19 protein-coding genes are annotated in these 18,167 nt (G+C 70.6%); 16 read left to right on the top strand and 3 right to left on the bottom strand.

Features of this window, described 5'->3' with window-relative positions:
* The first annotated feature begins 345 nt into the window (after positions 1-345).
* The 9 genes from MED01_RS33805 to MED01_RS33765 all read left to right on the top strand — a co-directional run bounded on the left by MED01_RS33805 (position 346) and on the right by MED01_RS33765 (position 10,123).
* On the top strand, positions 346-1,164 hold the full coding sequence (locus MED01_RS33805) for a MinD/ParA family ATP-binding protein (protein ID WP_238672544.1): 819 nt from the start codon (positions 346-348) through the stop codon (positions 1,162-1,164).
* 33 nt (positions 1,165-1,197) lie between these two features.
* Positions 1,198-1,566 (top strand): hypothetical protein, encoded by a 369-nt coding sequence (locus MED01_RS33800; RefSeq protein ID WP_238672542.1) that lies wholly within the window; start codon positions 1,198-1,200, stop codon positions 1,564-1,566.
* 63 nt (positions 1,567-1,629) lie between these two features.
* On the top strand, positions 1,630-2,298 hold the full coding sequence (locus tag MED01_RS33795; protein ID WP_238672541.1) for a hypothetical protein: 669 nt from the start codon (positions 1,630-1,632) through the stop codon (positions 2,296-2,298).
* Positions 2,299-2,494: 196 nt separating this feature from the next.
* On the top strand, positions 2,495-4,333 hold the full coding sequence (locus MED01_RS33790; protein WP_238672539.1) for a hypothetical protein: 1,839 nt from the start codon (positions 2,495-2,497) through the stop codon (positions 4,331-4,333).
* Positions 4,334-4,346: 13 nt separating this feature from the next.
* Positions 4,347-5,843: an SCO6880 family protein gene (locus tag MED01_RS33785; protein WP_238672537.1), complete on the top strand. Its 1,497-nt coding sequence runs from the start codon at positions 4,347-4,349 to the stop codon at positions 5,841-5,843.
* Entirely contained in the window at positions 5,840-7,414 is a 1,575-nt protein-coding gene (locus MED01_RS33780) for a putative type IV secretion/conjugal transfer ATPase (protein ID WP_238672535.1), read from the top strand. Before MED01_RS33785 ends, MED01_RS33780 begins: the two co-directional genes overlap by 4 nt.
* Entirely contained in the window at positions 7,414-9,267 is a 1,854-nt protein-coding gene (locus MED01_RS33775; protein ID WP_238672533.1) for a type IV secretory system conjugative DNA transfer family protein, read from the top strand. Before MED01_RS33780 ends, MED01_RS33775 begins: the two co-directional genes overlap by 1 nt.
* Positions 9,267-9,866, top strand: coding sequence for a hypothetical protein (locus tag MED01_RS33770; RefSeq protein ID WP_238672532.1), 600 nt, complete (start codon positions 9,267-9,269; stop codon positions 9,864-9,866). Before MED01_RS33775 ends, MED01_RS33770 begins: the two co-directional genes overlap by 1 nt.
* A complete protein-coding gene (locus tag MED01_RS33765; protein ID WP_238672530.1) occupies positions 9,863-10,123 on the top strand; it encodes a hypothetical protein in 261 nt (86 codons plus the stop codon). The genes MED01_RS33770 and MED01_RS33765 overlap by 4 nt, the downstream gene beginning before the upstream one ends.
* A gap of 29 nt (positions 10,124-10,152) precedes the next feature.
* On the opposite strand, the gene MED01_RS33760 is transcribed toward MED01_RS33765, so the two are convergent.
* On the bottom strand, positions 10,153-10,347 hold the full coding sequence (locus tag MED01_RS33760) for a hypothetical protein (RefSeq protein WP_238672529.1): 195 nt from the start codon (positions 10,345-10,347) through the stop codon (positions 10,153-10,155).
* On the opposite strand from MED01_RS33760, the gene MED01_RS33755 reads away from it, so the two are divergent.
* The 7 genes from MED01_RS33755 (at position 10,341) to MED01_RS33725 (ending at position 16,390) form a co-directional block, all read left to right on the top strand.
* Positions 10,341-10,844 (top strand): hypothetical protein, encoded by a 504-nt coding sequence (locus MED01_RS33755; protein ID WP_238672528.1) that lies wholly within the window; start codon positions 10,341-10,343, stop codon positions 10,842-10,844. The two genes, MED01_RS33760 and MED01_RS33755, sit on opposite strands and share 7 nt — an antisense overlap.
* Positions 10,841-11,923: a M23 family metallopeptidase gene (locus MED01_RS33750; protein WP_238672527.1), complete on the top strand. Its 1,083-nt coding sequence runs from the start codon at positions 10,841-10,843 to the stop codon at positions 11,921-11,923. Before MED01_RS33755 ends, MED01_RS33750 begins: the two co-directional genes overlap by 4 nt.
* 54 nt (positions 11,924-11,977) lie before the next feature.
* Positions 11,978-12,121: a hypothetical protein gene (locus tag MED01_RS33745; RefSeq protein ID WP_238672526.1), complete on the top strand. Its 144-nt coding sequence runs from the start codon at positions 11,978-11,980 to the stop codon at positions 12,119-12,121.
* The gene (locus MED01_RS33740) at positions 12,118-12,651 is read left to right on the top strand and encodes a MarR family winged helix-turn-helix transcriptional regulator (protein WP_238672525.1); all 534 of its coding nucleotides are present in this window, start codon (positions 12,118-12,120) and stop codon (positions 12,649-12,651) included. Before MED01_RS33745 ends, MED01_RS33740 begins: the two co-directional genes overlap by 4 nt.
* Positions 12,648-14,045 (top strand): APC family permease, encoded by a 1,398-nt coding sequence (locus tag MED01_RS33735; RefSeq protein WP_238672524.1) that lies wholly within the window; start codon positions 12,648-12,650, stop codon positions 14,043-14,045. The genes MED01_RS33740 and MED01_RS33735 overlap by 4 nt, the downstream gene beginning before the upstream one ends.
* Before the next feature lie 81 nt (positions 14,046-14,126).
* Positions 14,127-15,455 (top strand): MFS transporter, encoded by a 1,329-nt coding sequence (locus MED01_RS33730; RefSeq protein ID WP_238672523.1) that lies wholly within the window; start codon positions 14,127-14,129, stop codon positions 15,453-15,455.
* 74 nt (positions 15,456-15,529) lie between these two features.
* Positions 15,530-16,390 carry a class I SAM-dependent methyltransferase gene (locus MED01_RS33725; protein ID WP_274526652.1) on the top strand — a complete coding sequence of 287 codons (861 nt, stop codon included), beginning with the start codon at positions 15,530-15,532 and terminating at the stop codon, positions 16,388-16,390.
* A 205-nt stretch (positions 16,391-16,595) separates the two neighbouring features.
* Here MED01_RS33725 and MED01_RS33720 read toward each other — a convergent pair whose 3' ends face one another.
* Positions 16,596-17,009, bottom strand: coding sequence for a hypothetical protein (locus tag MED01_RS33720; RefSeq protein WP_238672518.1), 414 nt, complete (start codon positions 17,007-17,009; stop codon positions 16,596-16,598).
* A gap of 273 nt (positions 17,010-17,282) precedes the next feature.
* Entirely contained in the window at positions 17,283-18,149 is an 867-nt protein-coding gene (locus tag MED01_RS33715) for an IS5 family transposase (RefSeq protein ID WP_238672517.1), read from the bottom strand.
* Between the last annotated feature and the right edge of the window lie 18 nt (positions 18,150-18,167).

Below are 18,167 nucleotides of genomic sequence, written 5' to 3'. Positions count from 1 at the left end.
CCTGATCGTGTGGTCGACGTCCAGGTCGTGACAGTAACGGGGGACCGGCCTGCGGCAGCGTCCTGCCGTCGCTGGCCAGTGCTGTGCGGCAAGCCCTCGGGGGAGGCGGACGTGTCAGATTTATCGACTGACCGATCAGGCCACCTCGCCGGCTCCGGGACCTCTTCGGAGGTGCCGGAGACCGGCGAGTGGAGGGCACTGGCGGAGCGGGCATCACCCGCTCCGCCAGGCGGACCCGGCCGATCTGTCGTGCCAGCTGCGACTGCGAAGAGCGGCCCGTGGTGGTCGCGGGAAGCAGAGCGGGCGCCGCGGGAGATTCCCCGCGAGTTCGGCGGCGGCGGTCAGGTGGAGTCGCTGTGGCTGCGTGCGGCGTCGCTGCGGGCGGGGTGTCCCTTGGTGGCCCTGTCGTCTGCGGACGGCGGTGTCGGACGATCGACGCTCACGGCGGCGCTCGGTGGTGTGCTGGCGCTTGCCAGCCCTGCTCCGATCGTGGCGATGGACGCAACCGGCCGTGCGTGGGGTGGGCTGGGCCACCGTGTGGCCCGGGGCAACTCCGCATCGACGTGGGACGCGGTGGCTGCGGAGGAGCGGCTGGCTGACCCTCTGGTCGCTGAAGGGTTGATGCAGCGAGGGCCGACTGACCTGCGCGTTCTGGTCGGTGAGAGCAAGATGACGGCGCAGCGGCGTCCAACTACCTGGCCGGAGACGTTCGGTGTGATCGGCCATTTGCGGTCGGTTTACACCATGGCGTTGCTGGATCTCCCTGCGGCGGACAACACGCCGACCTGGCGGGCGTTGGGGTGGTCGACGGTGCCGGTGTTGGTGACCCGCGCGACCGTTGATGCGTTGCAGCACACCATGCGGTTGCTGGCGCATCTTCGCGCTGCGGGACTCGATCAGGTGGCGGAGTCGGCGGTGGTGGTGGTCATGACGACCACACACTCCACCGCTCGCGAGGTTCGCGCGGTCGAGCACCTGGCGCGAAAGGCGGCGACGCATCTCGTGCGGGTTCCCTTCGATCCGGTGCTCGCACGCCCCGACCCGCTCGATCCGCGGTCGTTGAGCAAGACCACGCGGACCGCGCTGACAGAGGTCGCCTCGATCGTCGTCGAACACTGCCCCGCTGATCCTGGTCCATCACGCGAGAGGGCTTCTGTCGCCTGAGGACGGTGACTTCACACGGGGGAGGAACTAGTTGTGATCGTGCATTGGGTAGCTGCCGTGATGACGGTGCGGGCACCTTCGGTGGTGGCCGCGCTGGCGCCTGATCCGACGCCGACGCCGACGCCGTCCGGGGGCTTCGACTTCGGTCGGATCAGCCCTGACCCGGCGGCGGTGCCGCGTTCGGACTTGTTCTACAAGTTGGCAAACGCCGCGCTGTTCCTTGGCGTGATTTCCGCCGTCGCTGGTCTCGCGGCCGGCGCGATCGCGTTCGGCATCGGACCGATCTTCGGCGCGCACATCATCAGCGATCGAGGCAAATCGATGATGTGGAAGGCGGGCCTCGTGGCGATCGTCGTGGGTTCGGCGACATCGATCATCGGCTTCCTGTTGAGCGAGATTTAGGGGGTGCCCCGCGTGCGGGGAGCAACTTACAAGGCAACCGACGGCGGACGCGGATCGGCCGTAGTGTCGCTGGTTCTCTGCGTGGTGGTTGCCGGGGCGGCGGTCTTCGTTGCGGGCCGGGCGAGCGCACCCGAGCGGAGTGCGCCCGAGTCGAGTGCGCCTGAGCGCTACGGCGACCGTCTCGTCCGGGGAGTGCCGGTTGGCTTCGCTGGCACGCCTCGCGGCGCCGGTGACGCGGCGGCGGCGTACGTGGTGGCGGTGTCCGCCGCGGCGGGCCGCCCGGACGTCGAGCGGCAGGCGCTGGTGGACACGATCGCAGTCGACGGTTCGGGCCCGGCGGTGGCCGAGATGATGGGCGGCGGCTCACCGTCGGCCGACGGTGAGGGGATCTCCCAGACCGTGGCTGCCCGAGTGTGGGTGCCCGACGCGGACGTTGACGCACGGGTGCAGCAGGGCGCCGAGGTCACGGCGCGGCTGTTGCTCTGCGCGCTCAGCGGGTCAGCGACCGATGGTGTGGTCGCCGGCCCGGAGGCGGGTTTGGCGGGTGGCTGGTACGTCCAGTCGGTGACGGTGCGCTGGACGCTCGACCGTTGGCGTGTGGTGGCCGCGCAGCGGCCGTTGCCGGTACCTCCGCCTGATCAGCGCGGCACCCGACGCGACGGCGGTCCGCGCGACACTCAGCCGCTGCTCGACGTGCTCAGCGGTCGCTCGTGGGTGCCGGGGACGGTCTGATCTCATGTCCTGGGTCAACGCTTCCTGGCGGGGGATCGGCGTGGCGATCAGCGTGCTGACCTTGGTCTGCGCGGTAGTGCCAGCGCAATCTGCTGCGGCAGCACCCGCACCGACGTCCGCCCCGGGCAAGCCGTGCCCAGCGTCGTCGTCTAACGGGCAGTCGTCAGGACCTGGCCAGGAGCAGGCGAGACCGCAGGTGAACTGGTGCCTGCGGTGGGCTGAATGGGAGTCCGGCGACGGGTGGATCACCGACTGCGGTAAGGCTGTCGGTGCTGTAGAGCAGGAACGCTGCGACGCGGTGTCGCTCACCCTGCAGTCACCGCCGCCGGCGGACACGGCGTCGGTGCTCGACGATCAGTTTCCGAAAGACGGCGCTTCGCCCGTGAGGTGCGAGCGGTTCGCCGACAGCGCCGCCGAGGACGCGGGCAACGCCGAACGGTGGACCGCCAAGAAAAATCGATGCGAAGCGTTGCGTACGTCGCTGCTGCCGTTCTCGTCCGTCAAGCCCGAGGGCTGCAAACTCAGTGTGAGCTGCAGAGTCGACGAGAAGGCCAAGGATATCGTTCGGTCCGGGTTCGAGGGCTTGGCCGACATTGCCGTGGCAGGTTTCGCCTGGGCGTTGAGCAAGCTGGCCGAGGTGGTGTTCGAACAGTCCTCCGCCGTGCCGGACGAGCCGTTCTACGACGTCTACAACGACATCTCCGGCGTACTGATCTTGATGGTGCTGCTCATCTTCCTCATCTCCACGGCGATCAACGGATTGCGCATGAACGGCCCCGGGCCCCTGGCCACCCTCGGCGGGTTGGTGCGCGCGATGTTCGGGATCGCCTTCGCCGGCGGCATCGCCTACATCCTGATGGCCGCGTGGGACGAGGCGACCGTGGCGCTGATCGCCCGCAATCAGGAACGCGACTGGCAGCCGAGCATGTGGGTGGACGCGCTCAACGCGCTCACCGCGGACACCAGCACGATCCTGCTGGCCTTCGTCGTCGCGGTGATCAGCGTGATCGGGCTGGTATTGGTGTTCGTGATGCTGTTGTTCCGCTCCCTGCTGGCCGCCGGGGCAGCGTTGTTCGGGGCCATGGCGATGACCGGTCAGGTGATGGCCGAGACGCGCTCCTGGGGCCGTAAGTGGTTCTGGACCTGCAACGCCCTGGCCAGCTCGAAGTTCTTCATCGCCGCCCTGTGGATCTACGGCACACGCAGCACCTACGAGAGCGACAACGTCCTCAACGTGCTGCGCGGCATGTTCATGATCATCCTGATGGTGCTCGCGCCGTGGATTCTGCTGCGGCTGACGAGCATGTGGGACGGCTACCTGGCCGACGTCGACGCCCGAGGCTTCCTGACCTCCGCTGCCGGCGCGGTCGGTATGGACGCCGCCGCCCGCCGCCTGGCCGATCCGCTCAGCGGTGGAGGCGACAGCCCAGACGCCGCATCTCTGATGCAGGGCAACGCCGACGCGATTCCGACAAACCCCACCAGTGGTGCTGGCCCGCTCGGCACGCGGCCCAGCGCCGTTCCCGAGGCGGTGGAAGCGCTGCAAGGAAGCGGCGACGGCGACCAGGTCGGAAAGCCGAGCGGTGAACCGGGGGCTGAACACGACGGCGGAGAGAACGCCCAAGAAGCTGAGGGGATCGAGCGCGACTCCCGCACCGCTCAAACCGATGTGGCCGAGGGGCAGCTCACCGCGCCCGGAGACGCCAGCGGGCAGCCCGCGCTGCCGGTCACACCGAACGCCATCGGAGAGAAGGCCACCGGCGCGGCAGCCGGCAGCTCGCAGGGCGAGGACGCCCCGCAGGCCACGAGCGGCGGGGGCGCTGCCACCCCGACCGGTGCACCTTCTGCCGCCAGCTCGCCGTCCCCGGCGGCTCCGACGCCAGAGACGTCCGGGCACAGCCCAGCAGCCGGCTCAGCCGGGCCGTCCAGCTCGGGCCAGCCTTCGCAGGGCGGTGCCGCCTCCGGTGCCGGGGCAGGTCGCGCGGGGGGCGCCGCTGCGGGTGGCGCCGCCGAAGTACCCATCGTCCCGGTCTAGGTGAGGAGTCCAGGTGACCCAGTTCCAGTTTCCGCCGCGGTCCACGCGTGGCTCGATCATGGGCTTCTCGGCAGGGCAGATCGGCACGGCTGTCGCCGGCGTGATCTGCCTAGTCGTCGCCGCGAACCTGCTCGCGACCGGCCGGCAGGGCGCTGCCGGTGGCATGCTGCTCGCGGCGCTGCTCCTGCTCACGGTAGGCCTGCTGCGGCTACGCGGGCGGCGGGTCACCGAGTGGGCGCCCATCGTCGCCGGGGCGCTGGCGCAGCGCGCCGCCCGTCAGGATCGCTACCGTGGTGGTGCCTTCGCCGCCACCCCGGGCAGCACGCATCTGCATCTGCCCGGTCCTGCCGCCGGCTACCGCTGGCTGCCGGCGGTGGCCGCCGACGGATTGACCGAGGTGGGGCTACTGCACCACCGCCGTGAGGGCACCGTCACTGCCGCCCTGCTCTGCGCGGGCAGCAACCTGGTCCTGGCCGACACGTCGGTGCAACAGCAGCGCCTGGCCGCGTGGGCGGACGTGCTAAACCTGCTGGGCACCGAGTACGCCGACAGTGGTCTGGCCAGGTGGGCGCTGACGGCCCGTGCGGTTCCGGACTCCGGTAACCGGGCGCAGCGCTACCTGGTGCAGAAAGCGGTCGACACCGACACTCGCGCGTACCGATCGCTGGCGGAACTGACCGCCGCGGCGGCGCCGTCGACGCAGCGCCACGAGGTGTACCTCAGCGTCGTGTTCGACACCAAGAAGCTATCGGCGGAGATCACCGACGCGGGCGGCACCGACGCGGCCATCGCCACCGTCGTGCTCGACAAGATCGGCGGGGTGCAGGCCGCGGTCGCGGAGGCCGGCGTCGACACCGTCGGCTGGTTGACGCCCCGGGAGTACGCGGCGGTGCTGCGCACCCAGTTCGACCCCGAGGACCAGCCGCACGTGGACATGCGGGCTTCGGCCACGCCTGGAGTGGCACCGCACATGGCCGGGCCGATTGCCGCCGAGAATATCGGCTGGTCGTCCTACCGCCACGACTCCGGGTTCTCCCAGAGCCTGTGGGTCTACGAGATGCCGCGTCAACCGGTCGCGATGACGTGGATGACCGCCCTGTTCACCCGCACCGTCGGTCGACGCGCGGTCACGGTCATCGCCGAGCCGGTACCGGCGCAGCTCGCCCAATTGGCGACCCGCCGGGACAAGGTCGCCCGCGCCGGCGACGAGATCACCAAACGCAAGATGCGCTTGGTTCGCACCGCCCGGGAGGACGAGGAGGCCCGCTCGGTGGAGCAGGTCGACCGGGAGCAGGCGGCCGGGCACGTGCGCTACCGCTACGCGATCCTCGTCACCGTCACCGCCGACAGCGAAGAACAACTCCGCCATGACGTGCGGGCGATCAAACGGGTGCTGGGCCGCACCGGCTGCCAGGCGGTGGTGCTCTACGGCGAACAGGATCAGGGCTTCATCGCCGGGGCGCTTCCCTTGGCCCGCGGGCTCAAGCCAATGCGGGGATGGTTCGCGTGAGCCGCGCACGGGTGCAACGAGAAGGATCGCTCGCGCACCGCATCGCACAGTCCGCGGACCGGCGGGATCTCGCGGCGGCGCAGGCTGAACTGGAACGCGAGCAGCGCGCTCTGCGCCGAACATCGGAGCGGCTGCTGGGCGCACCGCCGGTTGACGGGCGCGGTGCGCTGGGCCGGGCCGCCGGGCGGGCGTTCTGGCGGCTGCGGCTACCGCCGCTGGTGACCACCAGCGCGCAGCTGTGCAGCGTGTACCCGTTCGTCGCCGACCCCGGCCTCGGGGTGGACGGACCACTCATCGGTCAGGAGGTGTACTCCCGGACGGGGTTCGTGTTCTCGATGCGGGAGTTGTACCGGGCAGGGCTGCTTAGCGCACCGAACATGGTGGTCACCGGCGAGATCGGCTCGGCGAAGTCGTCGCTGCTCAAGAGCATCGCATTCCGGGGGATCCCGTTCGGCACCCGATTCTTCGTCGTCGACGTCAAGGGCGAGTACGACGCCCTCGCCGACGCTGCCGGGATCCAGCCGGTGCGCGTCGGCCCCGGCGCGGGTGTCGTGATGAACCCCCTCGCGGGCATCCGCCGCCAGCCGGGGCAGGGCGAGCCGGAGTGGCTGCAGATCCAACGGGCCCGCCGGCTGCTGCTGCTCGAAGGGCTGCTAGAGATCCAACTCGGCGGCGCCCTCAGCGAGGCAGAGCGCTCGCTGATCGAATACGCCCTCGACGCCGTGACCCACAGCGACGACGGCACCAGCGCCGAACGGCTGGCCACTCCGACCCTGTCGCTGGTCCTCGCGGCGATGGGTGACCCGCAGGCATGGGCGCACCGCCTTGCCGGAGTGAACTACGACATCGACCAGTTCGCCGTCGATAGCCGTCGGGTCCGCCTCGCGCTAGAGCGGCTGATCACCGGCGTCCTCGGCGGAATCTTCGACGCACCGACTGCTGCGACGCTGACGGTGGACTTCGAACAGCCGGGGGCGATCCTCGACCTGCGGGCGGTGCGGACCTCCGATCAGATGACGGCGATGGCGATGACCTGCGCCCAGTCGTGGCTGGAGGCGGAACTCACCCGCCCCGACGCCCCACCGAGGGTGTGCCTGTACGACGAGTTCGCGCTGATCACCCGTCACCTCGGCCTGATACGGCGGATGCGCGAGCAGATGAAGCTGGCCCGGGCGCTGGGCACGGAGAACATCCTGGCGTTTCACCGATTTTCGGACTTAGCAGCCAGTGGCAGCGCCGACTCCGAGCAGGTCCGCATCGCCCGGGGCCTCATCGAGGACACCGGTGTGCGGGTCTCCTACCGGCAGGCGCCGGGCTCGCTGGACGCCGCCCGCGAATTCTTGGGCACCACCGATGTGGAGACAGATCTGCTGCTGCACCTGCGCCGTGGTGTCGGGTTGTGGAAGGTCGGGCTGCGCTCCTACGTCGTCAAGCACCAGCTCTCCAGCGTCGAGCAGGCCATGGTCGACACCGACAGCCGGATGCGCGACAACCCCGAGAACGAACCGCGGGAGCTGACCGACTCCGAGTACGAGGCGCGGGAGTCCGCCGCGGTGGGGCAGGTGCGCTGATGGCCGGCTCGCTGATGTCCCCCGGAAGCCGGCTGCCGCGCCGCGGCATGCCCCGCGCCGACATCCTGGCCCGGCTGGTTCTGCTGGGCATTGCCGTGTTCTGCACGCTGCTGGGCACCTTCACTCTGTGGCTGGCCGGGCAGGTCGGTGGCGTGCTCACCCACGCCGCGTGGCCGAACACCTCGCCGACGGACGCGCCCGGCATTGCCGGGCGGATGATCCTCAACGGCGGCGACCCGGCGGCGGCATGGCCCACTGCGGCCCGGGCGGACCTGCCCCCGACCGCGCTGCTGTACGTGCTGTGGTTCGGCCTGTTCATTGGAGCCTTCGCTGGCCTTGGCATGCCGGCGGTCCGGCTCGTACAGCGGCGGGTGCAGCGGCGAGGGTTCGCCGGCCGAAAGGACCTTGACCGGGTGGTGACCGCGTCGGCGGTGCTTCGGCGCGTCGACATCCTTCGGCCTGGCCTGACCATTCGAGCGACCGACCGCCCCGAGAGCGCGCACGCAAAGGCCCAGCGCCGTCAGGACCCGTTGGAGGTGGCGCGGTTCCTGGGGCACCACGCGCTAACCGGGGAGCCGCTGTACCTCGCCAACGAGTACACCGAGCTCCTCGCCGGAGCCGCCCGGTTCGCCAACAAGACGTCGCGCTACATCGTGCCCCGGGTCGCCGACGCCCGAGGGGCAGTGATCTCCACCTCCACCCGCCTCGACGTCGCGGCGGTCACCTACTACCTGCGCGCCGAGGTTGGTCCGACATGGATCTTCGAACCGCAGGAGCAGGTACCTGGACTGCCCCGGCTGCGGTGGTCGCCGATCGAGGGGGCGCACGATCCCGACATCGCGGCGCTGCGCGCGAAGGGCTTCGCCGCCGGTGCCGGCCTCAAGGGTGATGTAGAGAACGGTCAATACTTCCAGGATCAGGCGGCATCGATCATCCGCGGTCTGCTGCACGCCGCCGCTCTTGATGAAAAGGCCACCCTGACCGACGTAGCCAGTTGGGCGGCCAACCCCAGCGACCCGCGGGCCGAGCGGATCCTGCGCCATCACCAGCAAACGGCGTGGGCCGACCGGTTGGCATTCCACCGCGAGTCCACTGGCCGTGGCCGCGAGAGTATTCAGTCGGTCGTCTTCGGAGCCCTGGATCCATTCAGCAACGCCCGGATCTTGCGCGCCTGCTCCCCACCGCGCGGCGAGCAGTTCCAGCCCGAGCAGTGGCTGGATGAGACCGGCACCCTTTATCTGGTCGGCACCCGCAGCGGGCAGTCGCTGGTCGCGCCGCTGTTCAGCGCGATCGCCGAGGACATCATCTACCGCACCCTGCAACGCTCCTTCGTCGCACCGGGCGGACGGGTAGAGCCCTGCCTGTACCTGATCGGCGACGAAATCACGAACATCGCGCCGTTGCCGTCGCTGCCCGCACTGGCCTCTGAGGGCGGGGGCGCTGGTATCGCCTTGTCGATCTCTTGCCAGAACACCCACCAATTGGAGGAGCGGTGGGGCCGCGACGGTGGGCAAGCCCTGCGCGACGGCGCGAACGCCCGCTTCGTGATGGGCGGCACGCAGGACGTGGCGGCCCTCAAGGACGCGCAGTCGCTGCTCGGGCAGGTGCAGGAGCTGTCGTCGGCGGCCAGTTGGGGCGGAGGACGCGCCAGCGTGCAGGAGAACGCTCGACGGGAGAACCTGCTCGATCTCGCCGAGTTGCGGACCCTGCCGACCGGCCACGCCCTGGTGTTGCTCGGCAACATGCCACCGGTCGAAGTCGTGCAACCGGCGTGGTGGGAGCGCCCCGACGCCGATCGTTTCAAGTCCGCCCAGGCCGCGTTTACCGCCCGACTCGAAGGGCGGCGCCGCTGATGACCGACCGCGCGTTCCTGTTCGATGTCCCGGCCGAGGCGTCGGGAGAGCAGCGGGCGATCGCTGAGCTTGCCGAACTCATCGACTCGCTGCGTGTCAGCGTAGAACGCCTCGCCGAGGCGCACGTCGCGCTCGGTGAACGCGTCGAGGCGATCGACGGTGACGCGGCATGGGCGCCGGCGGGCCACTACTGGCGGAACGTGGACGCCGATGCCGCGCGGCAACTGTGGGCGTGGCTGATCGCCTGGACGCGGTGGCTCGTCGACCGCTACGGCCTCGCCCAGGACCTCGGCGCGTGCTGGCCAGCACACCCGGCCCTGGTCGAGGAGCTGACCGCGCTCAGCGTGTCCTGGCACCACGCGTACTCCGGCAAAGCCGACCCGGACGCGCCGCTGCGCTGGCATGAGGCGCTGCACCGGGCCCGGCACCGGTGGCAGGCATGGGACAGCACCCGCTGTCGGCACGGGCACCACACACCCCGCAGCACCGACGCCGTCTGGTCCGCGCCATGGCCCGACGACGCCGAACAGGCCGTCACCGGCGACATCGAAGCTCGGCAGCATGCGGCGCCGGCGCGCTCAGAAGGAGGGACGACATGACTCAGCCGGCAGAGGTCACCAACGTCTGGGACTGGCAACGCTTCGAGGCCGCCTTGTTCGGGCTGCGCGAGGGCGTCGACTCGCTCCAGGACTACATCGCCGAAATACACAACGCGCGCTACGACCGGCGCGACGACCAACAGGAGGAAAGGCAGCAATGGACAGAGTTGGACGAGACGACGCGGCGCGAGACGGAGCTGGACTGGGCCAGCGACGGGCACCTCGACGGGGACTACACCCGCGACGTCGACGAATGAGTGTCACCGTGCGCACCGCCAGCGCTCCGCTAGCCCGCATCGGCGTCGGCCTGGAGCAGCTGCGCCACGACATCGACGCTCTGGTCGAGGTCGTGGCTGGCCAGCCGCAAGCGCGCCCGCAGCTCGTGGAGATCCACCACCAGGTGCGCCTGCTGGGACAGCAACTCAACGCCGCGCTTCGGTCGCCAGCCGAGCCGGTCCCGCCCGAGGAGCGGCAGTGACACCACGTTTCGTCAGGGCGACCATCGCGGGAGCTGCCACGCTGCTGCTCAGCGCGTGTGCCGGGAGCGGTCCCGCTGCGAGTGGTAACACGCCTGCCACCGGCCCCCATCCCGAAGGTGCGGCGCAGGCCGAGACGCTGGCTGCGGATCCCGACGGCGTCTTGCCGGCCACGCCAGGCACGGCCGATCCGGCGGCGGTGACCACCGCGCTGAGGTTCGTGCGGGCCTGGGCCCGCCCTGACCTGCCCGCCGAAAGCTGGTTGGCAGGGGTGCGTCCCTACGCCGTTCCCGCCTACGCCGATCTGCTCGCCACGGTGGAGCCGGCCAACGTGCCCGCCGCCCGGGTTACTGGCGCGGGCCGGGCGGCGGCGGCCACGGCGCAGCGGGTCGACGTCGATGTCAGCACCGACGCCGGGGTGTTGCGGGTGGTCTGTGTGCGCAGCGACGCCCGGTGGCTGGTGGCCACGCTCGGCGTCCGCGAGGAGGCTGCGGCGCGGTGAACCGCGGATGGATCGGGCTCGGCGTGGTGATCGTGGCCGCGTTGCTGCTGTGTGGGCTACCCGTGGCGGTGGTGCTCAACAACCCTGCGCCGGCGTCGGCGTGTGCCGCCACCGGCCCCTTGCGCTCGGCCATCGGGGCCGTCGAGGCGGTGGGACGGTGGGACGCCGAACAGGTCGGCAACGCCGCGCAGATCGTTGCCGTCGGGCGGGCGAATGGCGTGCCGGCCCGCGGGTGGGTCATCGCCGTGGCTACGGCCATGGTCGAGTCGAGCCTGCACAACCTGAACGGCGGTGACCGCGACTCCCTCGGGTTGTTCCAACAGCGCCCCAGCCAGGGGTGGGGCACACCTGCGCAGATCATCGACCCGGTCTACGCCGCCACGAAGTTCTACACGAAGCTGCAGCGCATCGGCCGGTGGGAAAGCCTGCCGCTGACCGTCGCCGCGCAACGCGTTCAGGTCTCCGCGTTCCCCGACCGCTACGGCACGTACGAACACGCCGCCGAACAGGTCGTCGCTGCCGTCGTCGGCGTCGCGACCGTCGCCGACCTACCCGGAGCCAGCCTCGCCGAATGCTCGCCAGATCCAGTGACGGTCACGGCGTCAGGGTGGACGGCGCCGCTGCGCGCCGCAGTGGGCAGCGGCTACGGACCGCGCGACGGCAGGCTCCACGCCGGCGTCGACATGGGCGCGGCCCGCAACACGGTCATCCACGCGGCCAGTACCGGGCGAGTGGTGTGGGCGGGCTGCGACTCGAGCACCGGCAACTGTGACGTCGACGGCAGCCCCACCACCAAGGGGTGTGGCTGGTACGTCGACCTGGTGCACGCCGACGGGTATGGCACGCGCTACTGCCACATGGTCCGCCGGCCCGACGTCAGCGAGGGCGACACCGTGCAGGCCGGCCAGCCGCTTGGCCTGGTCGGCACCAGCGGCCACTCGTCCGGTCCGCACCTGCACTTCCAAACCCACCAGAGCGTGTGTTCGGGATCGCGGTGCGACCTGGACAACTCCAACTCCACCAACCCGGTCGAGTTCATGCGCCAACGCGGCGCCCCGCTCGGCGAGAAGAGGGGGTGAGGCGTTGGTCGGAGGCGGCAGGTAGGTCATCAGAAACAGCACGGGGGAGAAGACATGTACGACGAGGATGAAGGCATCGAGCGTCCGCGCCGGCCGGCGCCGCAACCGCCGCCGCCGCAGGACCGCGGCGGGCAAGTCGGGCAGCGGCGCAACCGCAAGCCCAACCGGCGCCCGGCACGGCGCAGGTGGATGGAATGAGCGCCGCAACGGACCGCCGGCCACGTCGAGTCGCGGGCATCTACCGACCGCCGGTCAACGCCTCTCGGATGCCGCCACCGCGGCCGGGGCCGCTGGCGCAGCTGGTCCGCACCGCCAACACCGTGCGCGCCCAGGTGGAACGCGGCGTCCTGCGCGACGAGGGACTGACCTGGACCACCTACGACGTGCTGGTGCTGGTGTGTGCGCGCCGCGCGGTCGAAACCCGCACGGCCGCCGCCGAGGTTGGCATCGCCAAGGCCACCCTGACCAACGCCCTCGTGTCGCTCGTCGACCGGGGGCTGGTACGCCGGGACCTCCAGGAGGATGACCGGCGGCGGGTGGTCCTTCGACCGACCCAGGCCGGCATGGACCTGGCCCGCCGCGTCCAGGGCCCCGTTGAAGCCGAACAAGCACGCCTGTTCGGTGAGCCTGGCATGCCATCGGGAGACAGCCTGGCCCGGGTTCTGCGGTCTCTGGCCACCCGCTCTCGTCAGGACGGCGCCACCGACGAGCCGGACGCGACCCGGTGAACGGGCGCATCGGTGTAGCCCGCGGCACCGCCCTGTACGTCGGGGCGGTGCTCGGGCCCGGCGTCCTCGTCCTACCCGCGCTGGCCATGCACGCCGCCGGACCGGCATCGCTGCTGGCCTGGGCCGCCATGCTGGCCGTGTCGGTGCCGATCGCGGCGGCGTTCGCCGCCCTCGGTATCCGCTACCCCGACGCCGGTGGGGTGGCCACCTTCACCCGGCGGGCATTTGGACCCACGGCCGGAGCTGTTGTCGGATGGTGGTTCTTCACGGCGGTGCCGATGGGCATGGTCGCCGGCGCGATGGCGGGCGCCCGGTACGCCGCCACTGTGCTGGGCGTCGGGCCGAGCGGGGCGGCGGGGATCGCCGCAGGCATGCTCGCGGCGGCATACGCGATGAATCTCGTCGGACTGCACCTGTCCGGTCGCCTGCATCTGGCGCTCACCGGTGGCCTCTGCGCGCTGCTGGCCACGGTGATCGTGGTGTCGGTGCCGCACATCGACGCCACTCGGTTCACACCGTTCGCTCCGCACGGCGTCACGGGTATCGGTAGCGCCGCCGCGGTGCTCTTCGTCGCGATCTGCGGGTGGGAAGCCGCCGCTCATCTGGCGGGCGAGTTCGCGCACCCCCGCCGTCAGCTGCCGATCGTGGCTGCCGGAAGCCTGAGCATCATCGCGCTGCTCTACGCCGGACTGGCCATCTGCACCGTCGGCGTGCTCGGCGCGTCCGGCGGTCAGAGCGAGGTGCCACTGCTGCGCCTACTCGGCCCGCAGGCCGGCGTCGGCGCAACGGCGGCGGCTGCGCTCTGTGCGCTGCTGCTGACCTTCGGCGCGTGCTTCACTTTCATCGCCGCTGCCGCCCGCGCCGGCGCGGCCTTGGGCCGCGACGGCGCCTTTCCGGGGTGGTTCGCCGTCACCGGCGCCGATGGTGTGCCCCGGCGCAGCCTCGCTGTCCAGGCAGGCGGCGCGGCCGTGGTCGCTGTCGCGGCGCTGGCCGCACCGACAGTGGTCGACGTGGACCTGCTCATGCGCGTGTTCTCAGTTTTGGTGGCATCGGTCACCCTGCTGGGGCTGGCCTCGGCCGTACGGCTCCTCGGCTCGCCGCTGATCCGCGGTGGCGCGGCCGTGGGCGCGACTGTCGTTGGCGGGGTCGCCGTATGTGCTGGCCCGTTGGTGGTCCTCCCGGCGGCGGTTGCTGTCGCGGCCCTGATCTGGCGGCGACGCCACTCGGCCCCGCGCGGCCTGCCGGCCGGAACGCAGCCGGCCCGGCCCAGCCCGGCCACAGCGTCACGGCAGATGGCGGTGATGGATGTTCAGCCTCGCCGGTCGTACGACCTCGTGAACCCGGGTGCCGGGATATCCGCGTCCACCCGAAGCCGTCCCGCCAGCGAGCGGTGACGGTCGGCGGCGGTCGTCGGCACTTCCCTGGCCGGCGACCGTCGCCGTCTCCTGTCCAGCGTCCGGCAAAGGAGCCGTCTGATGGCCACCACAGTCGTACCCACTGCCGCCTCGGCGACCACTGTGGGCTGGCGCCTCGGGATCCTCTACGGGCCGGCGATCTACGGCGTCAGCGCGGCAGCCGTCGCCCTGCCCGTCGCGGCCAAGGGGCTGCACTCCGCGCCGGCAACGGCCGTATGGATCCTGACTATCCACGCTCTGGGCCTCGGCGTCGGCGCCGCCGTCGCCGGACGGGCTACCGACATCTGGGGCCCCCGGCGCGTACTCAGCATCGGGGCGGTATTGCTGGCGGCAGGTGCGACGATCTGCGCGCTCGCGACCGTTCTTATCGTGGCTGTAGGAGGCCGAGGCGTACTCGCCATGGGATCGGGAGCCATGACCGCCACCGCCCTGACGCTCGCCGCCGGCCGGCCGCCGTCGCAGCGGCCGGCAGTGCTGGCCCGGTTGGGTGCCGCGATGGCCCTGTCGTCTGCCACCGCGCCGTTTGCCGGGGCACTGGCCGTAACCGCGTCATGGAGAGCAGCTCTCGTCCTTCCCGCGCTGTCACTTACCGCCATCCCTCTGTGCTGGCCGCTCGCCCAATCCCGACAGGCGTTGCCGACACGGGTCGACTGGATGGGTGCAGGCTTGTTGGCACTCACCGCGGCAGGGCTGCTCCTGACGATTCAGTCCGCCACGTTGCACTTCACGCCGCTGTCCGTTGCCGGTCTTATTGCGGGAACGTGTGTACTCTCGTTCCTTCTCCATCAGCACCGCGGGCGACAGCCCGCCGGCTTCATCCCCGAGGTGATTAGCCAGCGGCGGTTCCTCTTCGCCGGTCTGAGCGGCGCTGGCATCTACGGTGGGATGTTCGCCTGCGTGTACGCCGTCCCGCAGCTGCTCACCCCCTTCGGTCACAGCGCTCGGAGCATCGGACTGATGCTCTTGCCGGGGGCGATCGTGGCTTCAGTGGTAGCCCGCGTTGCCGGCTACGCAGCGAGTGATCTGACCCGGCGCCGGGTATTGGTAGCCGCAACCATGTTGTTTAGTGCCAGCATGCTGTTCGCCGCGGCGGACCAGCGCCCCGCAACGCTGATGTTCGCAACAACTGCCGGCTTCGCCGCCTTCGCCATCGCGCAGACGAGCTTGACTGCCGCCATCACGGCTCGCGTCGAACCTCGGCAACGAGGGGGCGCGCTCGGCTTGCTGAATCTCATGTTCTTCGTAGGAGGCGCATTGGGCGCGGCGACGTGTTCGGCCTTATGGCAGCCGTTGGGGCTGCATGCTGCCCTTGCCATCGTCGCGGCGATGCCGGCGCTGGCGGCGGCTGGAGCACGAGCGGCGCTGCGAGAACCAGAGCAGGCAAGCTGAGCTCTGGTGCGCCAGCGCTGTGACCACGAACGTTCACGGTGTTGGGTGACACGCCGCCTGGCTAGGCTGAACGCATGACTCATGCGGCGGGACCGATCGAGCCGTCCGGGGTGTGGGCCACGGCCGTGGGCGTGGCCCGGGTGAGGGCAATGGAGACGGCACGCGAGCAGCCGCTGTTCCGGGACCCGCTGGCGTTGGCCTTCGCGACGGCCGGTGGGAGAGGCCCCGGGGCGCCGCCGCCCCCGCGCGCGGACGAGGCGGCGCGGCGCCGCTGGCTCGGTGTGGCCTTCTCGATCGTCATCCGGACGAAGTTCCTGGACGATCTGCTGGAGCGTGCGGTCGCGTCCGGCGTCCGGCAGGTCGTGCTGCTCGGAGCCGGGATGGACAGCAGGGCCTTCCGGATGGAGTGGCCTGCGGGTACGCGGTTGTTCGAGGTCGACTTGGCTGAACCGCTCGAATTCAAGGCCTCGGTGCTGCGTTCCGAGCGTGCCGTTGCGCGCTGCGAGCGGATCACCGTCCCGGTCGACCTCCGCGAGGACTGGCCCGGCGCCCTGGTCGCGGCCGGGCACGATCCGGCGCAGCCGACGATGTGGATCGCCGAGGGACTGCTGATCTATCTACCCGGGGACGCGGTGGAGTCGCTGCTCGAACGGGTCGGCGCGCTGTCCGCTGCAGGCAGCAGGATGGGCCTCACGCTGGGCGCGCGCGGTGTGGTCGAACGCTTCCGCGGGGATGCCGCTTCGGGATCGGCGGCGTCGATGTGGGTCTGGGAGATGCCGGAGGACCCGGTCGGCTGGCTGGACGGCCTCGGCTGGAAGGCGGAGACCTTCAGCCTGCGTGAGCGCGGCGAGGCCTACGGGCGTCCGGTGCTCACCCCGCCGCAGCAGGACGAGGGCGTGGGCGGGCTCGTCTCGGCGGTTCGCGCCGCGCCCTGATCACTGACCCGCGGCACCCGTACAAGATCTGCCACCGACACAGCCTGACCGCCACGACGCCGTCCGACCAACAGCCCAGACGGCGTGTCAGCCAACACCGTGAACGTTGGTGGTCACGGCACTAGACCCGTCGGTGCTCATAGCGGCGCCGGGACTGGGACCGATCAGCGGCTTGCTTCAGTTCAGTGCGTGGTCAGCCACCCGGCTAGCCTCGCCGATCGATGGTGCTTTGCGCCCTCAGCTTGGCGACGAGGTAGAGCGCTGTCGTCACGACAACGGCCCCACCCAGCAGCACTGTTAGGACGGCGTAGGCGCGGCCAAGAGCGCGGCTGAACGGGTCATCGGCTGGCAAGCCGGCAAGCGAACCGACCGCGATCCAGCAGGCCAGGCTAATGGCGAGGGCTGCGGCCAGTGATCCGCGGTTGGCGGCCAAGCGAGCCAGGTCAGCCTGAGACTCACGGCCGCGCGTTGCACGGGAACGATCGGACCGCCAGAGGAGCGCGGCCAGGACGAGCAGCTCGGCCGCAACGAGGCCCATGACCCATAGGCCAGTAACCAGCTGGCCATGGTATGGGTTGGCGGGGGGTGGCGCGGCGAGCAGGAAGAGCGTCGAACCCATGGGCTCATTAAACGCATGCCTTGCAAGCCACGGCGTGGGCCTTTCAACCTCGCAGGGCGTAGAGGCGGGAGATCGCCTCGGGGTGGCCCGCCAGCGCTCACTTCTGATCGGTACCCGGGCTCGTTGACGGTCCTCGGGAACGGGCCGCTGCTTTGGTCACCACCGGCGTGCTTGGGACGGTGACCTGGGCGGAGTCGCGGGCGATGGGCGGGCCTCGACGTCTCGGAGGACCTGCCCGGCGGTCACGTGGCGGGTTCAGTAGCGTCGGCTGGGTCACCGTTGGTGGCCTGGGTCGCGCCAGGACGCGGTGGTGGTGCCGGTCAGCCGGCGGACCAGGTTCGCCGTGGATGCCCACCAGGTGCGTGACACCGCCGAGGCGGGTCGGCTCTCGTAGTCGCGGACCAGACGGCGGTGCAGCATCAGGGTGCCGTTGGTCTGCTCCACCACCCACCGGCGGGCGATCGGCACGAACCCGGCCGTGGTGTCGGACCGTTTGACCTGCTCGACGTCGATACCGTTCACCGCGCCGTGAATCTGCACGTCGTCTTTGAACCCGGCGTCGACCCATGCCTTGGTCACCGTCGGGGTGTGCGCCAGGACGGAGTCCAGCAGCTTCACACCGATCGCGTTGTCCGTGACCGACGCGGCGGTGACCACCACCGCGATGATCAACCCCAACGCGTCAACCGCCAAGCCCCGTTTGCGGCCCGGCACCTTCTTGCTGGCGTCCTTGCCGGTCGTCGCGGCCGGGACGTGGTTGGCGGCCCGGATCGACTGGGTGTCCAACACCACCGCGTTCGGGTCCTCCGCCCGGCCGGCCTTCTCCCGCGCCTGGCAGCGCAGCAGATCGTGGATCACCTGGTCGGTGCCGTCATCGCGCCACAGAGCGAAGTAGTAGTACGTGGCCGACTTCGGCGGCAGGTCGTGCGGCAGGTACGCCCACTGACAACCGGTCCGGTTCTGGTAGAAGATCGCGTTCACGATCTCCCGCAACTCATAGCGACCCTGATGCCCCGACACCGACGGATGCCGGTCCCTCCACGCTTGCAGGAACGGCCCCACCACCGCCCACTGCCCGTCAGCCAGGTCACTCGGATACGCCGCTCGCTCGTGTCGGTACAGGTTAGCGGGGCCGATCATCGCGGGCCGTCCACGTGA

This window comes from Micromonospora alfalfae (genome assembly GCF_022230925.1).
GTDB classification, from domain to species: domain Bacteria; phylum Actinomycetota; class Actinomycetes; order Mycobacteriales; family Micromonosporaceae; genus Micromonospora; species Micromonospora alfalfae.
This window is presented reverse-complemented; position numbering and strand designations above follow the sequence as displayed.